This window comes from Sorangium sp. So ce117 (assembly GCF_051524395.1).
GTDB classification, from domain to species: domain Bacteria; phylum Myxococcota_A; class Polyangia; order Polyangiales; family Polyangiaceae; genus Sorangium; species Sorangium cellulosum_B.
Map to the genome: position 1 here is coordinate 13,163,256 of NZ_CP150309.1, position 16,173 is coordinate 13,179,428.

14 protein-coding genes are annotated in these 16,173 nt (G+C 70.0%); 7 read left to right on the plus strand and 7 right to left on the minus strand.

Features of this window, described 5'->3' with window-relative positions; all coding sequences use genetic code 11:
* The first annotated feature begins 95 nt into the window (after positions 1–95).
* The 3 genes from WMF46_RS49515 to WMF46_RS49525 all read left to right on the plus strand — a co-directional run bounded on the left by WMF46_RS49515 (position 96) and on the right by WMF46_RS49525 (position 5,073).
* Positions 96–1,784, plus strand: coding sequence for an alpha/beta hydrolase (locus tag WMF46_RS49515; protein WP_437983635.1), 1,689 nt, complete (start codon positions 96–98; stop codon positions 1,782–1,784).
* A gap of 332 nt (positions 1,785–2,116) precedes the next feature.
* Positions 2,117–3,466: a DNRLRE domain-containing protein gene (locus WMF46_RS49520; protein ID WP_437983636.1), complete on the plus strand. Its 1,350-nt coding sequence runs from the start codon at positions 2,117–2,119 to the stop codon at positions 3,464–3,466.
* Between the two features lie 272 nt (positions 3,467–3,738).
* The gene (locus WMF46_RS49525) at positions 3,739–5,073 is read left to right on the plus strand and encodes a DNRLRE domain-containing protein (protein WP_437983637.1); all 1,335 of its coding nucleotides are present in this window, start codon (positions 3,739–3,741) and stop codon (positions 5,071–5,073) included.
* Positions 5,074–5,218: 145 nt separating this feature from the next.
* Here WMF46_RS49525 and xylB read toward each other — a convergent pair whose 3' ends face one another.
* The 7 genes from xylB to WMF46_RS49560 form a co-directional block, all read right to left on the minus strand.
* A complete protein-coding gene (gene xylB, locus WMF46_RS49530) occupies positions 5,219–6,775 on the minus strand; it encodes a xylulokinase (RefSeq protein ID WP_437983638.1) in 1,557 nt (518 codons plus the stop codon).
* Between the two features lie 102 nt (positions 6,776–6,877).
* The gene (locus tag WMF46_RS49535; RefSeq protein ID WP_437983639.1) at positions 6,878–7,888 is read right to left on the minus strand and encodes a zinc-dependent alcohol dehydrogenase family protein; all 1,011 of its coding nucleotides are present in this window, start codon (positions 7,886–7,888) and stop codon (positions 6,878–6,880) included.
* 153 nt (positions 7,889–8,041) lie between these two features.
* The gene (locus WMF46_RS49540; protein WP_437983640.1) at positions 8,042–9,040 is read right to left on the minus strand and encodes a hypothetical protein; all 999 of its coding nucleotides are present in this window, start codon (positions 9,038–9,040) and stop codon (positions 8,042–8,044) included.
* Positions 9,041–9,153: 113 nt separating this feature from the next.
* A complete protein-coding gene (locus WMF46_RS49545) occupies positions 9,154–9,819 on the minus strand; it encodes an LON peptidase substrate-binding domain-containing protein (RefSeq protein ID WP_437983641.1) in 666 nt (221 codons plus the stop codon).
* Positions 9,820–9,946: 127 nt separating this feature from the next.
* Positions 9,947–10,633 (minus strand): SDR family NAD(P)-dependent oxidoreductase, encoded by a 687-nt coding sequence (locus WMF46_RS49550; protein WP_437983642.1) that lies wholly within the window; start codon positions 10,631–10,633, stop codon positions 9,947–9,949.
* A complete protein-coding gene (gene folE / locus WMF46_RS49555) occupies positions 10,630–11,205 on the minus strand; it encodes a GTP cyclohydrolase I (protein ID WP_437714828.1) in 576 nt (191 codons plus the stop codon). The genes WMF46_RS49550 and folE overlap by 4 nt, the downstream gene beginning before the upstream one ends.
* A 10-nt stretch (positions 11,206–11,215) precedes the next feature.
* Positions 11,216–11,665: a DUF2203 domain-containing protein gene (locus tag WMF46_RS49560; RefSeq protein WP_437983643.1), complete on the minus strand. Its 450-nt coding sequence runs from the start codon at positions 11,663–11,665 to the stop codon at positions 11,216–11,218.
* A 318-nt stretch (positions 11,666–11,983) separates the two neighbouring features.
* Here WMF46_RS49560 and WMF46_RS49565 point away from each other — a divergent pair, with 318 nt between their 5' ends.
* The 4 genes from WMF46_RS49565 to WMF46_RS49580 all read left to right on the plus strand — a co-directional run bounded on the left by WMF46_RS49565 (position 11,984) and on the right by WMF46_RS49580 (position 16,067).
* Positions 11,984–12,829 carry an ABC transporter permease gene (locus tag WMF46_RS49565; protein WP_437983644.1) on the plus strand — a complete coding sequence of 282 codons (846 nt, stop codon included), beginning with the start codon at positions 11,984–11,986 and terminating at the stop codon, positions 12,827–12,829.
* Positions 12,830–12,894: 65 nt separating this feature from the next.
* Positions 12,895–13,989 (plus strand): polyamine ABC transporter substrate-binding protein, encoded by a 1,095-nt coding sequence (locus WMF46_RS49570; protein ID WP_437983645.1) that lies wholly within the window; start codon positions 12,895–12,897, stop codon positions 13,987–13,989.
* Positions 13,990–14,002: 13 nt separating this feature from the next.
* Positions 14,003–14,881 (plus strand): ABC transporter permease, encoded by an 879-nt coding sequence (locus tag WMF46_RS49575; RefSeq protein ID WP_437297024.1) that lies wholly within the window; start codon positions 14,003–14,005, stop codon positions 14,879–14,881.
* Between the two features lie 100 nt (positions 14,882–14,981).
* Entirely contained in the window at positions 14,982–16,067 is a 1,086-nt protein-coding gene (locus tag WMF46_RS49580) for an ABC transporter ATP-binding protein (RefSeq protein WP_437983646.1), read from the plus strand.
* Positions 16,068–16,173 lie beyond the last annotated feature (106 nt).

Below are 16,173 nucleotides of genomic sequence, written 5' to 3' on the forward strand. Positions count from 1 at the left end.
GCTTGAATCTCGCGCACTGCGCGCCGCGGTGGGCGTAGCATGGGGTCACGTTGGCCCCGCCCCGCATGACGAGCTCGTCCCGTGAACGCTCTGGCATGCCGCCCGTAGCGCTGCCGCGCCCAGGGAATGCCAGGATCGCGCTGATCGCCCTCGCCGTCGCGGGAGCGGTCGGCCTGACGTCCTGGTGGGCCACGCGGCCTGCGGGCGGCCCCGAGGGCTCGCCGCCCAGCCCGACCGCGCACAGCGGCGCCGTCGAACCCGGAGCGCGCCCGGGCGCGGCCGTCGAGGGCATCGCCGCGCGCTACCGCATCACGCCGGCGAGCCCTGCGTGGAAGAGGATTCACCTCGAGCGGGGGCCGTCCGCGCAGGACGGGAGCGTGGATATCGAGTTCCTTCACGAGCCTACCTCCGCCTCGTTCTCGGTGAAGGTGCTTCCCGTCGCCAACGAGGCGCTCACCGCGGATGACGTCGCGAACACCTTCGTGCAGAGGATGCGGGATGGGATGTCCGGTCTGGACGAGACCCGCCGCGAGCCGTTCCCTGGCCGCGCCGCGGGCGGGGTGGTCGTCCATGCGCGCGATCAGAAGGACGCGCACCGCGTCGAGCTGATGACGGGCGTCTTCGTCCAGGACCAGATCGGCTATCACCTGGCCGGCATCGTCCCCGCGGAGGCGATGGCCAAGGTGCGCCCGGACATCGAGGCCATGCTTCGCTCCTTCGAGCCGCCGCCGCCCGAGCCTCCCCAGCGCGCGCTCCCCGAGCGCCCCCTCGCGCTCCCGGCTCCGCCCGAGCCGCCCGCGCAGCGCGATGGCCACGATCTCCGCAAGATCGAGCCCGTGCGGCTCTTCATGGAAGCGCGGAGGGCTGCCGCGCACGGCGATTACCAGGCCGCGGCGCAGATCCAGCACTGGGCCGTGGCTGGCGGGGTGGACGGGAAATACGACCTGGCGTGTTATTGCGCCCGCGCCGGGCAGCTCGACGCCTCCTTCCACTGGCTGGAGCGCGCTGCGGTCGAGGAGGGCGTCGACCCGGACTGGGCAGCCCGGGACTCCGACCTGGAGGCGCTGCGCAGCGATGCGCGGTGGGCGACGGTCTATCCCTACCTGGCGCGGGCCGGGCGCTACTGGGGGCAGTCCGGGATCAAGAAGACGCTCCTGGTGCTCCCGAAGGGCTATCGCACCGGCAAGCCGATCCCGGTCGTGATGGGCATGCACGGCCTGGGGTCGCAGCCGGAGGATTTCACGGACGGGAGCGTCCAGCGCGCCGCCGACGCGCTCTCGGTCGCTTTCGTCTCGGTGAGCGGCACCCTGCCGCGCGGACCACGCAAGTTCGTATGGTCCGAGTCGCCCGCGCGCGACCGCGCGCGGCTGGACGAGGCGCTCGCCGAGGTGCGCGACCGGGTGACCGTTGCCCCCGGCCAGGTGATCCTGATCGGCTTCTCGCAGGGCGGCCAGATGGCCGCCGAGATCGCGGCCCGGGATCCGCGCCACTACGCCGGTGCCGTCGTCATGTCTCCCGGGTCCGTCACCGAGCTCTCGCTCGACGGCGTGCCGCGCTCGCCCGAGCTCGCCCAGCGCCGCTGTGTCGTGGTGGTCGGCGCCGGCGAGTCGCCGGGCAACGTCCGGCTCGCCGAGCGCGACGCCGCGCGGCTGCGCGCGCTCGGCGCCGAGGTCTTCCACAAACCCTACGCGGAGCAGCAACAGCACTCCTTCTCGCCGGATTTTGACACCGCGCTCCCGATCTGGATTCGCTACATCCTCGGCACGGGCCCGATGCCCCGGTAGCCCGCGACCCGGCAGGCGCGTCTCGCTCGCGGTCGCGCACGAGAACGACGCCGTGGAGAGGGCGGGATACGCTTGCGACGTGAAATGGGCGATCTCTGGAGAATGCGCGCCGTCTCGTTCTTTGCGAGAGGGGAGAAGATGAGTTTTCCAAGCTGCCGTTTGTGCTGGGCGTCGATGCAGTGCGAGCGTGGTAGCGCTGCCGAACATTGACAGCGCACCGACCGCCAGCAAGATTCCTCTCGGGCGGATGAACAGCGGGAACGGTCGAGAACGCGTGATGGCGTCGCGCGTGCGTCGGCGCGAGCGCACATGGTCTCGAGGGAGGTCAAATCATGAGAAAGCTGGCGGTGGCACGGTTGGTAATTTTTGTGCTCCTGCCGGCGGCCTGTGCCCAACCGACCGAGATTGTCTCTCTCGAGGAGCGCGGGGAGGAGCGAGCCGCGATCATCGGCACTGGCGCCCGTGCAGACAACACGCGCGTGGCGGTCGTTGCGACGCGCGGGAAACGCGGCAACCAGTGCAGCGGCACCATCGTTCACCGGAGCGCTAAAGGTGGCAAGGTCCACGTGCTCACTGCAGCGCACTGCTGCAGGGACTCGTCTCCTCCCGAGGAAGTCCGGATTGGCTTCGATCAGGACGATCCGTCGGTCATTCTGCCTGTCGACTCGTTCGAGCGTCATCCATGTTACGATGACCGCGGCACGACGCTCTATGGCTATGATGTCTGTGTCGTGACGGCCAGAGGGTCGGGCGCGCTCGATGTCAGCCCGATCCCGCTCGCATCAGCGCCGGACGAGCTCACGGTCGACAGCGCCGTCACTCTCGTGGGTTACGGCCTTACCCCCGTGACGAACACGATCCGCCGGAAGGTCGAAGCGCGCGTCAGCGACGTCGCGCCGCTCACGTTTCTCACCGATCAGATGAACGAACGAGGCGGCCTGTGCTACGGCGACAGCGGCGGTCCCGCGCTGATCCCCCAATTCGGCGTCGAGGTCGTCGCTGGTGTCATCACGTTGGTCGCCGGTGGCGAACTCTGCAACGTCGCGGGTGGGTTCGCGCGCGTCACCTTTCCTGGCATCCGCGACGAGTTCCTGGACAAGGTGCTTGCCGGCAAAAAATCGAGGCTCCAGGGCCTCTGGATCCAACGCAGTGGCGACACCCCTGGTCCAGTCCGCGATACATACATCGCGAGCGACCAGCCCGATCAGAGCTTCGGCGAGCGCGCTGACCTGCTCGTGGGGACGCCGCCCAACACCGACGCGATCCGCAGCGCTCTGCTCCGCTTCGAGCTCGCCGCGGTCCCCCGAGGGGCCACGCTGCTCACGGCCCGCGTCGGGCTCCGGGTGGCGAGCACGAGCGGGCCGGGAACGATCAGCGTGCACCGCGTGGTGAGGGATTGGGACGAAAGCGAGTCCTGGGCGTCCTTCGGACCGGACGGGTTCGACCCCACCCCGGTCGCGACCTACGGCAACGAGACGGCCCGCGTGAAGGCGGAGGGGGTCCTCTCGTTCGACGTGACCGGGCTCGTGGCGAGCTGGCTCGGCGGCGAGACAGACGATCACGGGATCCTGCTCCGCGCGGACGACGGTGCGCAGACCCAGCTCCTCGCCAGCGATGCGATCTTCTTATCTCACTCGAGCCGTCCGTGGATGCACCTCTGCTATCTGCCAGGGCCGCCCTGAGCGCTGTGCTGTGGCGGCCCGGAGCTCTTCACCCGGGAGACCGCGGCCGCGCCCTCGGCCTTCGCCGTGCAGCGCATCAGGTTCGAGCTGAGCGGGGCCGCCGATCCTGCTGGGCGCGGGGTGCAGCGCGAGCGCGGCAGCGCTGCACGATCGATTGACGATGCCCGAACCGCTACCAAGATCCTCGCGGGCGGACCGACCGCAGCAAGGGTCGAGAACGCGAGGCGGCGCGCGCGCCGGCCGAGCGTCGGTGTTCTGGGGGAGGTTGAATCATGAGAACGCTCATCTCGGTCTGGATGGCTATCTCCGCGCTCTTGCCGGCGGCCTGCGCGCAGCCGGACGAGATGAGTTCTCGCGAGGAGCGCGGGGAGGATCGGTCAGCCGTCGTCGGCGCCGGCGCCCGCGGGGACAACACGCATACGGCGGTCGTCTCCGTGCACTTCGAAGATGGGCGGTGCAGTGGCACCATCGTTCACCGGAGCGGAGGCGACAAGGCCCATGTGCTCACCGCCGCGCACTGCTGCACGGAGTCCTCTCCTCCGAAGGAAGTCCGGATCGGCTTCGACTTCTCCGAACCGTCGCTTGTTCTCCCTGTCGATTCGTTCCAGAATCACCCATGTTACAATCCGTTTGTCCGTGACTACGACGTCTGCATCGTGACGGTCAAGGGCGCGGGGGCGCTCAATGTGACGCCGGTCCCGCTCGCGTCGGTGCCTGACAGCCTCACGGTCGGCAGCGCCGTCACCGTCGTGGGTTATGGCATCACCCCGGCGGCGAACACCATCCGTCGGAGGGTCGAAGCGCGGGTCAGCGAGGTCGCGCCGCTCACGCTCGGCATCGATCAGGCGAACGAGCAAGGCGGTGTGTGCGCCGGCGACAGCGGCGGGCCCGCGGTGATCCTGCAGGGCGGCGTCGAGGTCGTCGCTGGTGTCACTTCGTTCGCCGCTGGCCTAGGGATTTGCGACATCGTGGGCGTGATCGGGCGCGTCGCTTTTCCCGCCATCCGCGACGAGTTTCTGGACAAGGTGCTCGCCGGCGAGAAATCCACGCTCAAGGGCCTCATGATCCAGCGCCTCGGCGCCACCCCTGGTCCGGTCCGCGATACGACCCTAGCGAGCGATCAGCCCGATCAGCGCTTCGGCGAGCGCGTTGATCTGCTCGTGGGGACGCCGCCTGGCACGAGCGCGGTCCGCAGCGCCCTGCTCCGCTTCGATCTCGCCGCGGTCCCCCGGCGGGCCACGCTGCTCACGGCCCGCGCCGGGCTCATGCGTGAGCGCACGAGCGGGCCGGGTACGATCAGCGTGCACCGTGTGGTGAAGGACTGGGACGAGAGCGAGTCCTGGGCTTCGTTTGGAGAGGACGGGTTCGAACCCACGCCGGTCGCGACCTCCAGCAATCAGACGGCGAGCGTGATGACCTTTGGTATCCTCTCGTTCGACGTGACCGGCCTTGTGGCGGACTGGCTCGGCGGCAAGACGGATGAACACGGGATCCTGCTCCGCGCGGGCGACGGCGAGCAGACCCGGTTCCTCTCCAGCGAGGCATATATGTTACTCGGATCGAATCGGCCGTGGATGCATCTCTGCTATCTACCGGGGCCGCCTTAGCGCCGCGTCGCCCGAGCTCGTCCCAGGTCCCTCGCCCACGGTAGGCGCCCGGTGCGGGAGCTCACCGCGCGGCGAACGTCCGCACCGAGCGCCGGGCGACCCGGTACAAGCGCAATACCGTGGCAACCCGGCTCCCATCACCCCATCACGCCAGCCTCCCGAGCTCCCGGAACCGCCCGCGCAGGTCGTTGTAGAGCCCCCGGTACACCGCGTGGATCTCCCGGTACCGCGCCGAGCGCGCCGCGTCCGGCGCGACCCGGGACACGACATGGACGAACGCGTCCGCCGCCTCCTCGACCGACGGAAACAGCCCCGCGCCCGCCGCGCCGAGCAGCGCCGCGCCGTAGGCCGGGCCCTCGGTCGACGTCGTGATCGCCACCGGCGCCTCGAAGACGTCGGCCATCAGCTGGCGCCAGAACGGGCTCCGCGCCCCGCCGCCGGTCAGGCGGATCTCGTCGATCGAGACCGCCGCCGCGCCGTTCGTCTGGCCCACGCCGCGCATCAGATCCAGCGAGTCCGCGAGCCCGAACGTGATGCCCTCCAGCACCGCGCGCGAGAGATCGGCCTTCGTCGTCCGGGCGCTCAGCCCCACGAACGCGCCGCGCGCCGCCGCGTCGTTGTGCGGCGTGCGCTCGCCCATCAGGTACGGCAGGAAGACGACGCCGCCCGCGCCCGGGCGCGCCGTCGACGCCGTGTCCGAGATGATCTCGTACGGATCGACCTTGCGGAGCTCGGCCGCCAGGCGCTCCCCGTCGCCGAGGACGTCGCGGTACCAGCGGAGCGCGCCGCCGGCGGCGAGCATCACCCCCATCAGGTAGAAGCGGCCCGGGACCGCGTGGCAGAAGCTGTGGAGCCGCATCTCCGGCTCCACGATCCACGAGTCGGTGTGCGCCAGGATCACGCCGCTCGTGCCGACCGAGGCCATCGCCCGGCCGGGGCGCACGATGCCGAGCCCCACCGCGCCCGCTGCGTTGTCCGCGGCGCCCCGCACGACGGGAATGCCCGCCGGCAGCCCCGTCGCGGCCGCGACCTCGGACTTCAGCTGGCCGAGCGGCGCGTTCGAGGGCGCCGACCGCGGGAACACCGCGCGCGGCACGCCGACCGCCGAGAGGAGCTCGGCGCTGAACGAGCGATCCCCGGGCGAGAACGCCAGCGTGCCGCTCGCGTCGCTGTCGTCCGTCCCGAGCTCGCCCGTCAGCCGCAAGCCCACGAAATCCTTCGGCATGAGCACAGCGCGGACGCGGGCGAACGCCTCGGGCTCGTTCGCCCGCAGCCAGAGCAGCTTCGGCAGCGTGAACCCCTCGAGCGCGCGGTTGCCGACGAGGCGCGCGAGCCCCGCGTCGCCGACCTTCGGGTTCGCGCGGATGGCCTCACACTCGGCCGTGGTGCGCGTGTCGCACCACAGGATCGCAGGCCGGATGACCGCCTGCGCCTCGTCCAGCAAGACCGCCGAGTGCATCTGCCCCGTGAGCCCGATCGCGCGCACGTCGTCGCGGCGCGGGCCGAGGGAGCGGGCGAGCTCGCCGAGGGCGCTCAGCGCCGCCGCGGCGAAGTCCTCGGGATCCTGCTCGGCCCACCCGGCGTGCGGCGTGGAGAGCGGGTATTCGCGGTGCGCCGACGCGACCGCCGCGCCGCGCTCCGTTTCGACTGCGATGGCCTTGAGGCCGCTGGTCCCGACGTCGATTCCGATCACGATGGCCATGGAAAGCGTCCTTTTTGCAGTTTCGTCTACTTCGGTGATCTTCGTAACGACTCTTAACTAATCGAGAAAATCGTAAGCTTTGTAAGCGCGCGAGCCGCGCGGCTAGAACACGACCTGGAGCTTCATGGGCGCGGTGCCCTTCTTCATCATCTCGAGGCCGCGCGGGAGCTCCTCGATCGGCATCGCCTCGGAGAGGAGCTTCCTTACGTCGATCGCGCCGCGCTCCATCAGCTTGAATGCCCGGTCGTACGTCCGCCTGATCGCGAAGCTGCCGATGATCTCGAGATCGCGCCGGTAGATCTCGAACGGCGAGATCTCCACCTTGTCCTGCGGCCCACACACGCCGAACACGAGGTACCGGCCGCCGTTCTTGACGTACTGGACCGAGTCGCCGAGCACCCGGGCGATGCCCGTCGCGTCGATCACGACGTCGAAGCCGTAGGGCGCGATCTTCTTGAGCTTCGCCTGGAGCGCGTTGTCGGCGAGCACCACCTCGGTCGCGCCGTGCTGGCGGGCGAGGTCGAGCTTCGACTCGACGACGTCGACAACGGTGACCGCGGCGGCGCCGTTCGCGAGGCTCGCCTGGAGGTGGAGCTGGCCGATCGGGCCGGCGCCGAGGACGAGGACCTCCGAGCCGATCTCGATGCGCGCGCGATCCTGCCCGAAGACGACGCACGCGAGCGGCTCGCAGAACGCGGCCTCGCTGAACGAGACGCGCTCGAAGCGATAACAGTTCTTCGCGGGGACCCGGACGAGCTCGGCGAAGCCGCCGTCGCGCGTCACGCCCACCGCGTTCCACTTCAGGCAGTGGTTCTGCCGGTTGATCATGCAGAAGTGGCACTCTTCGCAGGTCACCGTCGGGTCGACCATCACCCGATCGCCGGGCCGGAGGCCCTCGACCTCGTCGCCCACCGCCGCCACCTCGCCGGCGAGCTCGTGCCCGGGGATCAGCGGGAAGGTCGGGAAGAAATCGCCCTCCCAGATGTGCACGTCGGTGCCGCAGATGCCGCACGCCTTCGCGCGGACGAGGACGTCGCGCGGGCCGATCTGCGGCGGGGCGACGTCATGGCGAACGGCGATCTTCTTCACGGCTTCGAGCACGGCAGCCTTCATGCGAGACCCTCCTTGGGAAGGTCGCATAAGCGGGCCAGCGCCGCGCGTCGAGGGTCGAGGGCCGCCGGCCGCGCCCGCGCCGCCTCGCGCGGCGCCGGGGACCGCCCCGCGCGGCGTCGCACGACGTCGCGCAGGGCGGCCTGACGCGGGATGTCAGGACTTCGTGGCCGGCTTGGACGGGGAGATCGTGCGCCAGAGGAACGCGTAGACGTCCATCAGATCGCGCGGGGCGAGGCCGCGCTCGCGCAGGCGCCGCTCGAGCTCGCGCGCCAGCGATTGCATCCGGGCATAACCCTCGGCGCTCGGCGCGCGATCGTAGGCGAGATTGAAGCCGAGCACGGCGGCCTGCTTCTCGTAGAAGGAGGGCTTCACGAAGACGTGCTCGCCCGGGTAGACGAGCGCGCCGAGGATCGTGACGAGCGGCCACGTGACGACCTTGGCCGCGGCGAGCACGCCGGCCAGCCGGTCGAAGCGCGCGGCGTAGTCGCCCGCGCCATAGAGGAGATCCACGACCGCCTCGGCGTAGGCGCGGTGGTGCTCGGCCGGCATCTTGTTGAAGGGGATGAGATCGCCGAGGGGGTGCAGGAGGCCGGTCGCGGACTTGTGGACCTTGGTGATCCGCTCCATGAAATCGTTCAGGTTGCCCGCCGCGAGCAGCGCCTCGAGCTCACCCTTGGCGAGGAGCGCGCGCGCGGTCTCGATGGCGCCCTGCTTGAAGGCCTTGCTCTTCTTCTTCGCCCCGCTCGCCGGACCCTCGACCCCCTCGCCCCCGGCGGCGCCTCGTTCCTCGGCGATGAACTGCGGACCCCCGAACCCACCCTCGAACTGCGACGCGAAGCTCGCGACCTGCTCGTCGAAGCTCGTGACCGGCGGCGCGACGACGCGGGCGCGCTGCTTCTTGGCGGCGGCCGACGGCCGGTCACGGAGACCGCGGATCCTGGCCTCGAGCGCGCTCGCCTCGTCGTCGCCGAGCTGCACCGGCTCGAGCTTCGACCAGAAAGCCTTGGCGATGGAGTGATTGAGGCCATCCTCGAAATCGTAGAAGCGCTTTTCGTCGCGCTCCTCGACGAGGTATCCGAGTCCCCATTGGGGACACCCCGGGTGCTTGACGATGATCGGGGCCGAGGGTTCCGTTGAACGAGAGGTCGCCATAGGCGGCGCAGCCTACTCGATCTTGGGACGACCGCATCCGCCCCGGAGCCCCTTCTGGACCCGTGTTCAGGTGCGCCGCGCCGGCCCATGCGGGCAGGCCGGCGCTTCGGGTCTCAGTTGACGTCGCGCGCCGCCGAGGCGAGCGCGAGCTGCTGGAGCGCGAGCGCCTCGGTCACGCGGCGCACCCGCGCGACGACGTCGAGGGTCTCCAGCACCGCCTGCCGCTCCCGCGCGTCGAGGATGAGGTGGTGGGCGCAGAGATCCGCGACGAGCGACGTGGCCGCGTCGCGCGGCAGCCGGAACTCGAAATTGCTGTCCCGGTCCCGGACGAGCGCCACGAACGAGGCCGCGGTGGAGATGAGCGCGGCGTGATCCTGGGCCGAGACCTCCCCGGGCTCGTCCTCGAGGACCGTCGCCGCGGCCGTGCGGTACGGCGGCACGAACGGGCGCTCCGCCAGGCGGACCCGGGCGCGGCCCCGCAGCATGATGTTGTAGCGGCCCCCGGGCAGCTCGGCGTGATCGATGATCTCGCCGGCGCCGGCCACCTGCGCGATGGCCGGGTGGCCGTGCGCGTCGACCGCGCGGGGGTCCGTGATGAGGACGACGGAGAGGATACGGTGCGTCCCGAGGGCGTCGCGCACGAGCGCCCGGTAGCGCGGCTCGAAGATGTGGAGCGGCAGCAGGGCGCCGGGGAAGAGCACCGTCTGCGGCAGCGGGAACAGCGGCAGGTCGGGCAATGCCGCACTGAGGTCGCCCGGGCGCGGAGGCGTCGTATCCACGGGCCGCAGGGTAGCACGCGGGGGGTCGGGTGTGGCGGCGCCACGTACATGCACATCGGGCTCGGCGGTCCGCCGTCGCCGGCTCGCGTTCTGGCGCGCGTTCCGCGGAGGCGAGCGCGGCGCGCCGTCAGCCGAACATCTCGATGGCCGAGCCGGTGACGGCGTCGGGGGCGTCGAGCGCGGCGTACACGAGGAGCCGCGCCACCTCGTCGGCGCTCATCTGCGGGGGAAACCCGCTCCCGACGAGCATGTCGGTGTCGACCGAGCCGGGGAGCACGGCGACGGACTGGAGCCCTGTCCCGCGCAGCTCCTCGGCCAGGCTCTTCGAGAGGCCGATGAGGCCCCACTTGGACGCGGCGTACGACGCATTGCCGGGGCACGCGAGGGTCGAGGAGATGCTGCCGACGTGGACGAGGCGGCCGCGCCCCTGCTTCAGCATGGCCGGGAGGAACGCGCGCGAGATGAGGAAGGGGCCGCGGAGGTTGACCGCGATCACCTCGTCCCAGGCGGCGGGCGCGGTCTCGTGGACCTTCGCGCCGCGGCTCACGATGCCGGCGTTGTTCACGATGACGCGGGGCGCGCCGAGCCACGCCACCACCTCGGCGGAGGCGCGCGCCACCTGCTCCTCGGAGGCGACGTCGCAGGGGACCGGGAGCGCGGCGACGTCGAGGCGGCGAACCTCGTCGGTGACCTCGTCGAGGCGCGGGCTCGGCGGGCCGAGCAGCGCGATGGAGAGGCCGCGGCGCGCGAGCGCGAGCGCCGTCGCCCGGCCGATCCCGCGGCTCGGCCCGGTGACGACCGCGACGTCGGTCACGCCCTCCCCCCGGAGAGCGCGGCGAGGGCGAGATCGCGCTCGGGGCCTGGCTCGGCGAGCTCGCCGGCGGCGGCGACGGTCTCGATGAGGGCGCCCGCCTTGCGCTCGCCGCGGGCGATGAGGCACGTGTGCGTCAGCGTGAGCTTGCACAGCGCGCCGCGCGCGCCGAGCTCGCGGACCAGGAGCTCGACGAGCTGCCCGCCGATGCGCTCCTGCAGGGTCAGCCGCCGCGCGAGCGCGTCGAGGACGTGCGCGAGCGTCCCGATGCCGGCGACCCGAGCGCCCGGCAGGTAGACGATGATGCCGGTGCCGTGCCCCGGCAGCAGGTGGTGCGGGCACATCGTGGTCACGGCGAGGTCGCGGGCGATGACGAGGCCGCGCTCGAAGGGGCCTGTCTCCATGGCGCCCTCGCGGAGCACCGCGGCCGCGTCGATGGCCTCGCCCTCTATCAGGTCGTCGGCCCACGCGTCGGCGACACGCTCGCCCGTGCCCGCGAGGTCCCCCTCGACGTCGCGCCCGAGGGCGCGGAGGAACTCCTCGATCGCCCACGCCGCTCTCTTCCGATCGATCACTGTGGCCTCGTCAGTTGAGCAGCTGCCGGCGCCTCTCGGCGGTGATCGGCTTGCGCCCGGCGTAGCCGGCCTCGAGCCCGTGGTAGTGCTCCACGGCCGGCTCGCCGTAGCGCCAGCAGAGCCAGACGAGGGCGCCGTCGAGGCGCCCGTAGAAGTCGCAGAGGCCGATCCGCTGGTCCTTCACGACGACCCCGAGCTCCTCGATCTCCTGCCACCCGGACTCGTACGCGGCGATCTTCTCCGAGAGCTCGCGCTCGCGGGCGCGCGCCTGCTCGCTGCCGTTGCGCGCCATCTCGATGAGCTGATCGGGCGTCGCGGCCGGGCTCTGCACGGCCTGCACGAGCTCCTGCCAGCAGCGCTCGATATCGCTCGCCAGGGCGAGCTGCCGGCCGATCATCGACGAGAGCCGCGGGAGGAGCGCGTTCGCTTCTTCGATCGTCCAGATGCGGGAGGTGCTCACGGGACCTCACCTGAAGGGCGGCGCGACGACCCGGTCATGCAGGGCCGGTAAGCGGAGGAGAGTGCGGTGTCAAGGGCTTCTACGGAAGGAGCCGCCGCGCGCGCTTGCATGCCGCATGCAGCGCGCGCCCGCCGCATGCAGCGCGCGCGGCGGGCGCGCGGGCGTGCGGCCCGTGCAGGCGCGCCCTCGCGAACGACAGCCAGCGTGGCCGCGATCACCTGCGTCGCGCCCTTCCTCTCCACTCGGCAATGTGTTGCGCGCGGCGTTCTGCAAGCGATAAGCTCGCGCGGCGATCCTGTCGGATCGCGAGGCCGCCGCATGCGACTCCGGACGATGTCGGGCATCAAGCTGTCGAATTGGCTCCTTGGCGGCTGGAGCGGGCTCGTCCTCCTCTACCTGTATCTGCCGATCCTGCTCCTCGTCGCCTACTCGTTCAACGACTCGCGGATGAGCGTGGTGTGGGAGGGGTTCACCTTCAAATGGTATCGGCAGCTCCTCGATGAGCTCGTCGCCCACCTGGGCGACGAGCGGCGGTCGCCGCTCATCGAGTCGCTGAGCAACAGCGTGATCATCGCCGCGATCACGACGGCGTTCTCGGTCGCCCTCGGCACGGCGGGCGCCTTCCTGCTCTACCGGTACAGGTTCCCCGCGCTCCGGTCGATCACGACGCTGATCTTCATTCCCATGATCATCCCGGAGATCATCATGGGGATCAGCCTGCTCATCTTCTTCAAGACGGTGCAGCTCGATCTCGGCTTCACGACGGTCATCATCTCGCACGTCACCTTCTGTTTCCCGTTCGTGCTGATCGCCGTCCAGGCGCGGCTCGCGGGGCTCGATCCGTCGCTCGAGGAGGCCGCCCTGGACCTCGGGGCGACGCCGCTCAAGGCGTTCTTCCTGATCCTGGTGCCTTACCTTCTGCCCGCGATCATCTCCGGTGCGCTGATGTCGTTCACGCTGTCGATGGACGAGCTCATCGTCACCTACTTCACCCGCGGGCCCAAGTCCGAGACCTTGCCGATCAAGGTGTTCGGCATGGCGAAGGTCGGTCTGAACCCGATGCTGAACACGATCTCGACGGTGTTCATCGTGGCGACTGCGATGCTCGTCGTGATCGCCGAGTCGCTGAAGGGCACCGCGCGGCGGCTCCCCGACGAGGGCTGAAGGGGAGCGGCGCGCGGCGCGAACGCGGGGGCCTGCGCCGGCGCAGGCGAGACAAGGAAAGGCCAATGAAACGCATCTCAGCGCTCTTGATACTGATGTTCGTCCCGCTCCTCTGCCTCCTCGGCTGCGGGAAGAAGGAGAGCCCGGCGCCGCAGCAGACCGCTGGCTCGGGGAGCGCCCCGGCGCCCGAGCCGAAGCCGGGTAACGAGCTCAACCTCTTCGGGTGGTCCGAGTACGTCCCGCAGGAGGTCCTGGACGGCTTCACGAAGGAGACGGGGATCAAGGTCAACTACGAGACCTTCGCCTCGAACGAGGAGATGCTGTCGAAGCTCCTCGCGGGGGGCACCCGGTACGACCTCATCCAGCCGTCGGAGTACGCGGTCGAGGCGCTCATCCGGCAGAAGAAGCTGCAGCTGCTCGATCCATCGCGCATCCCGAACCTGAAGAACATCGCGCCCGCGTTCAGGAACCAGCCGCACGATCCGGAGCTCAAGTACTCGGTCCCGTGGATGGGCACGGTCGTGGGCATCGTCGTCAACACCCAGAAGGTGAAGGAGCCCGTGAAGGGCTTCAAGGACGTGTTCCAGCCGAAGTACAAGGGGCGCATCGTGGCCCTGAACGACAACCGGGAGATGGTCTCCTGGGTCATGGTGACGATGGGGATGAACGCCAACGACGTGACGCCGGAGAACCTCGCGAAGATCAAGCCGACCCTGGCGGAGTGGATCAAGCTCGTGAAGGTGTTCGACTCCGACAGCCCGAAGACGGCGCTGCTCAACGGCGACGTCGACATCGGCGTCGTCTGGAGCGGGGAGGCGGCCCTGCTCTACCAGGAGGACAAGGACAAGTTCCAGTTCGTCCTGCCGCAGGAGGGGACCCACAAGGCGATCGACAGCCTGGTGATCCCCGACAGCGCCCAGAACAAGATCGGCGCGGAGATGTTCATGAACTACATCCTCCGCCCCGAGGTCAGCAAGCTCATCTCGGACAAGTTCCCCTACACGAACCCCAACGCGGAGGCGCGCAAGCTGCTCACGCCGGAGCAGCTCGCGAACCCGGCGAGCTACCCGCCGATCGCGGGGCTGGAGACGTTCCACGACATCGGCAAGGTGGCCGCGGACGTGGACAAGCTGGTGACCGACCTCAAGGCGTCGCAGTGAGCGGCGGGGCGTCATGAACACGGCCACCGGGCAGGTCGTCGAGCTCCAGGGCGCCCGGCGGAGGCCGGGCGTCCGCGGGTGGCTGCTGCTCGCCCCGCTCTTGCTCTGGCTCTTCGCCTTCGTCGTGGCGCCCACCGCGATCATGCTCGTCTACAGCTTCTGCGAGCGGGACGAGCTCGGGCAGGTGGTCTTCGAGCTCTCGCTGTCGAGCTACGCCCGGGTCTTCGACCCGACCTACCTCAAGATCCTGCTGAGCTCGATCAAGTACGCCGCCATCACCACGGCGATCTGCCTCGTCGCGGGCTATCCGGTGGCGTACTTCATCGGGCGGGCGAGGGAGGGCGTCCGGAACCGGCTGCTCATGCTGGTGATGGTGCCCTTCTGGACGAGCTTCCTCATCCGGACCTATGCGTGGATGTCGATCCTCAAGTCGGAGGGGCTCCTCAACGGGCTCCTCCTCTACCTGCGGATCATCTCGACCCCCCTCGACATCATGTACACGCCGACGGCGGTGGTCATCGGCCTCGTCTACTCGTATTTGCCGTTCATGATCCTGCCCATCTACGGGAGCGTCGAGAAGCTCGACAACGCCCTGATCGAGGCGGCGTTCGATCTCGGCGCGGGGCCCGTGTCCGCGTTCTCGCACGTCATCGTCCCGCTCACCCGCCCGGGCATCCTCGCGGGCGTCCTGCTCGTGTTCATCCCGGCGCTCGGGATGTTCGCGATCACGGATCTCATGGGGGGATCGCGCGTGCCGATGATCGGCAACGTCATCCAGAACCAGTTCGGTCAGGCGCGCGACTGGCCCTTCGGCGCCGCGCTCGGCATGGCGCTCCTGCTCCTGTTCTCGCTCTTCTTCCTGCTCGGCCTGCGCAAGGAGCCGGAGGCCTGATGCGGCGCCGTCGCGCGGGGTGGCCCAGCGCCGCTCGTCTTCGCCTCTTCCGCCTCTCCCGCTTCCCCCGCGCGCTTTGCCGGCCCTCCGAGGTGAATCGATGGATGTGATGGTCGAGCTCCGCGCGGTCACCAAGCGATTCGGCGCCTTCCACGCCGTGAGCGAGGTCGACCTCCAGATCAGGGCGGGCGAGTTCATCACCCTCCTCGGCCCCTCGGGGTGCGGCAAGACGACGCTGCTCCGGATGATCTCGGGCTTCGAGACGCCGTCGAGTGGCGCTGTCTTGCTGGAGGGGAAGGACGTCACGCACGAGCCGCCGTACCGCCGGGACGTGAACCAGGTGTTCCAGAGCTACGCGCTGTTCCCTCACATGACCGTGCAGGAGAACATCGGCTTCGGGCTGCGGATGAAAAAGGTGCCCCGGGCGGAGATCGACGAGCGGGTCCGGGCCGCGGTCGCGATGGTGTCGCTCGGGGGCATGGAGCAGCGCAAGCCGTCGCAGCTGTCCGGCGGGCAGCGGCAGCGGGTCGCGCTCGCGCGGGCCATCGTGTGCCGCCCGAAGGTCCTGCTGCTCGACGAGCCCCTCTCGGCGCTGGACGCGAAGCTCCGGCACGCCATGCAGGTGGAGCTCAAGGAGCTGCAAAAGAAGCTCGGGATCACCTTCGTGTTCGTGACCCACGACCAGGAAGAGGCGCTCACCATGAGCGACCGCATCGCCGTGATCAACAAGGGCCGGATCGAGCAGCTCGGCGACGCGTCGCAGATCTACCACCGCCCCAAGACGACGTTCGTCGCGAGCTTCATCGGCCAGGCCAACATCCTCCGCGCGACCGTCCTCTCCCGGAGCGGCGAGCGGGCGCGGGTCCAGCTCGACGGGGGGCTCGAGCTCCTCGTCAACGCCGAGCACCTGGCGGGCGGGGCCGGGAGCACCCTTGTCTCCATCCGGCCGGAGAAGATCGCGCTCCGCAGGGAGCCGCAGGGCGCGCCGGAGAACCGCTTCGAGGCGCGCGTCGAGGACGAGCTGTTCAAGGGCGCCACCGACCAGCTGCGCCTCCGGACCGACGCCGGCCTCGCGCTCACGGCGGTGGTCGCCAACGAGAGCTCCGGCCAGGCGGCGCTTCACGTCGGAGACCGGGTGTTCTGCCATCTCCACCCCGACGACATCGTGATCGTCCACGAGGGGTGATCCTCGCCGGTCGGCCGTCGCGCCCGTGTGGCGCCGGGGCGTCGTGAACCGCCGTTCTCAGCCGGACGCGGCCGCGTGGAAGTTGGCCTCGAACAAGGCGTACTCT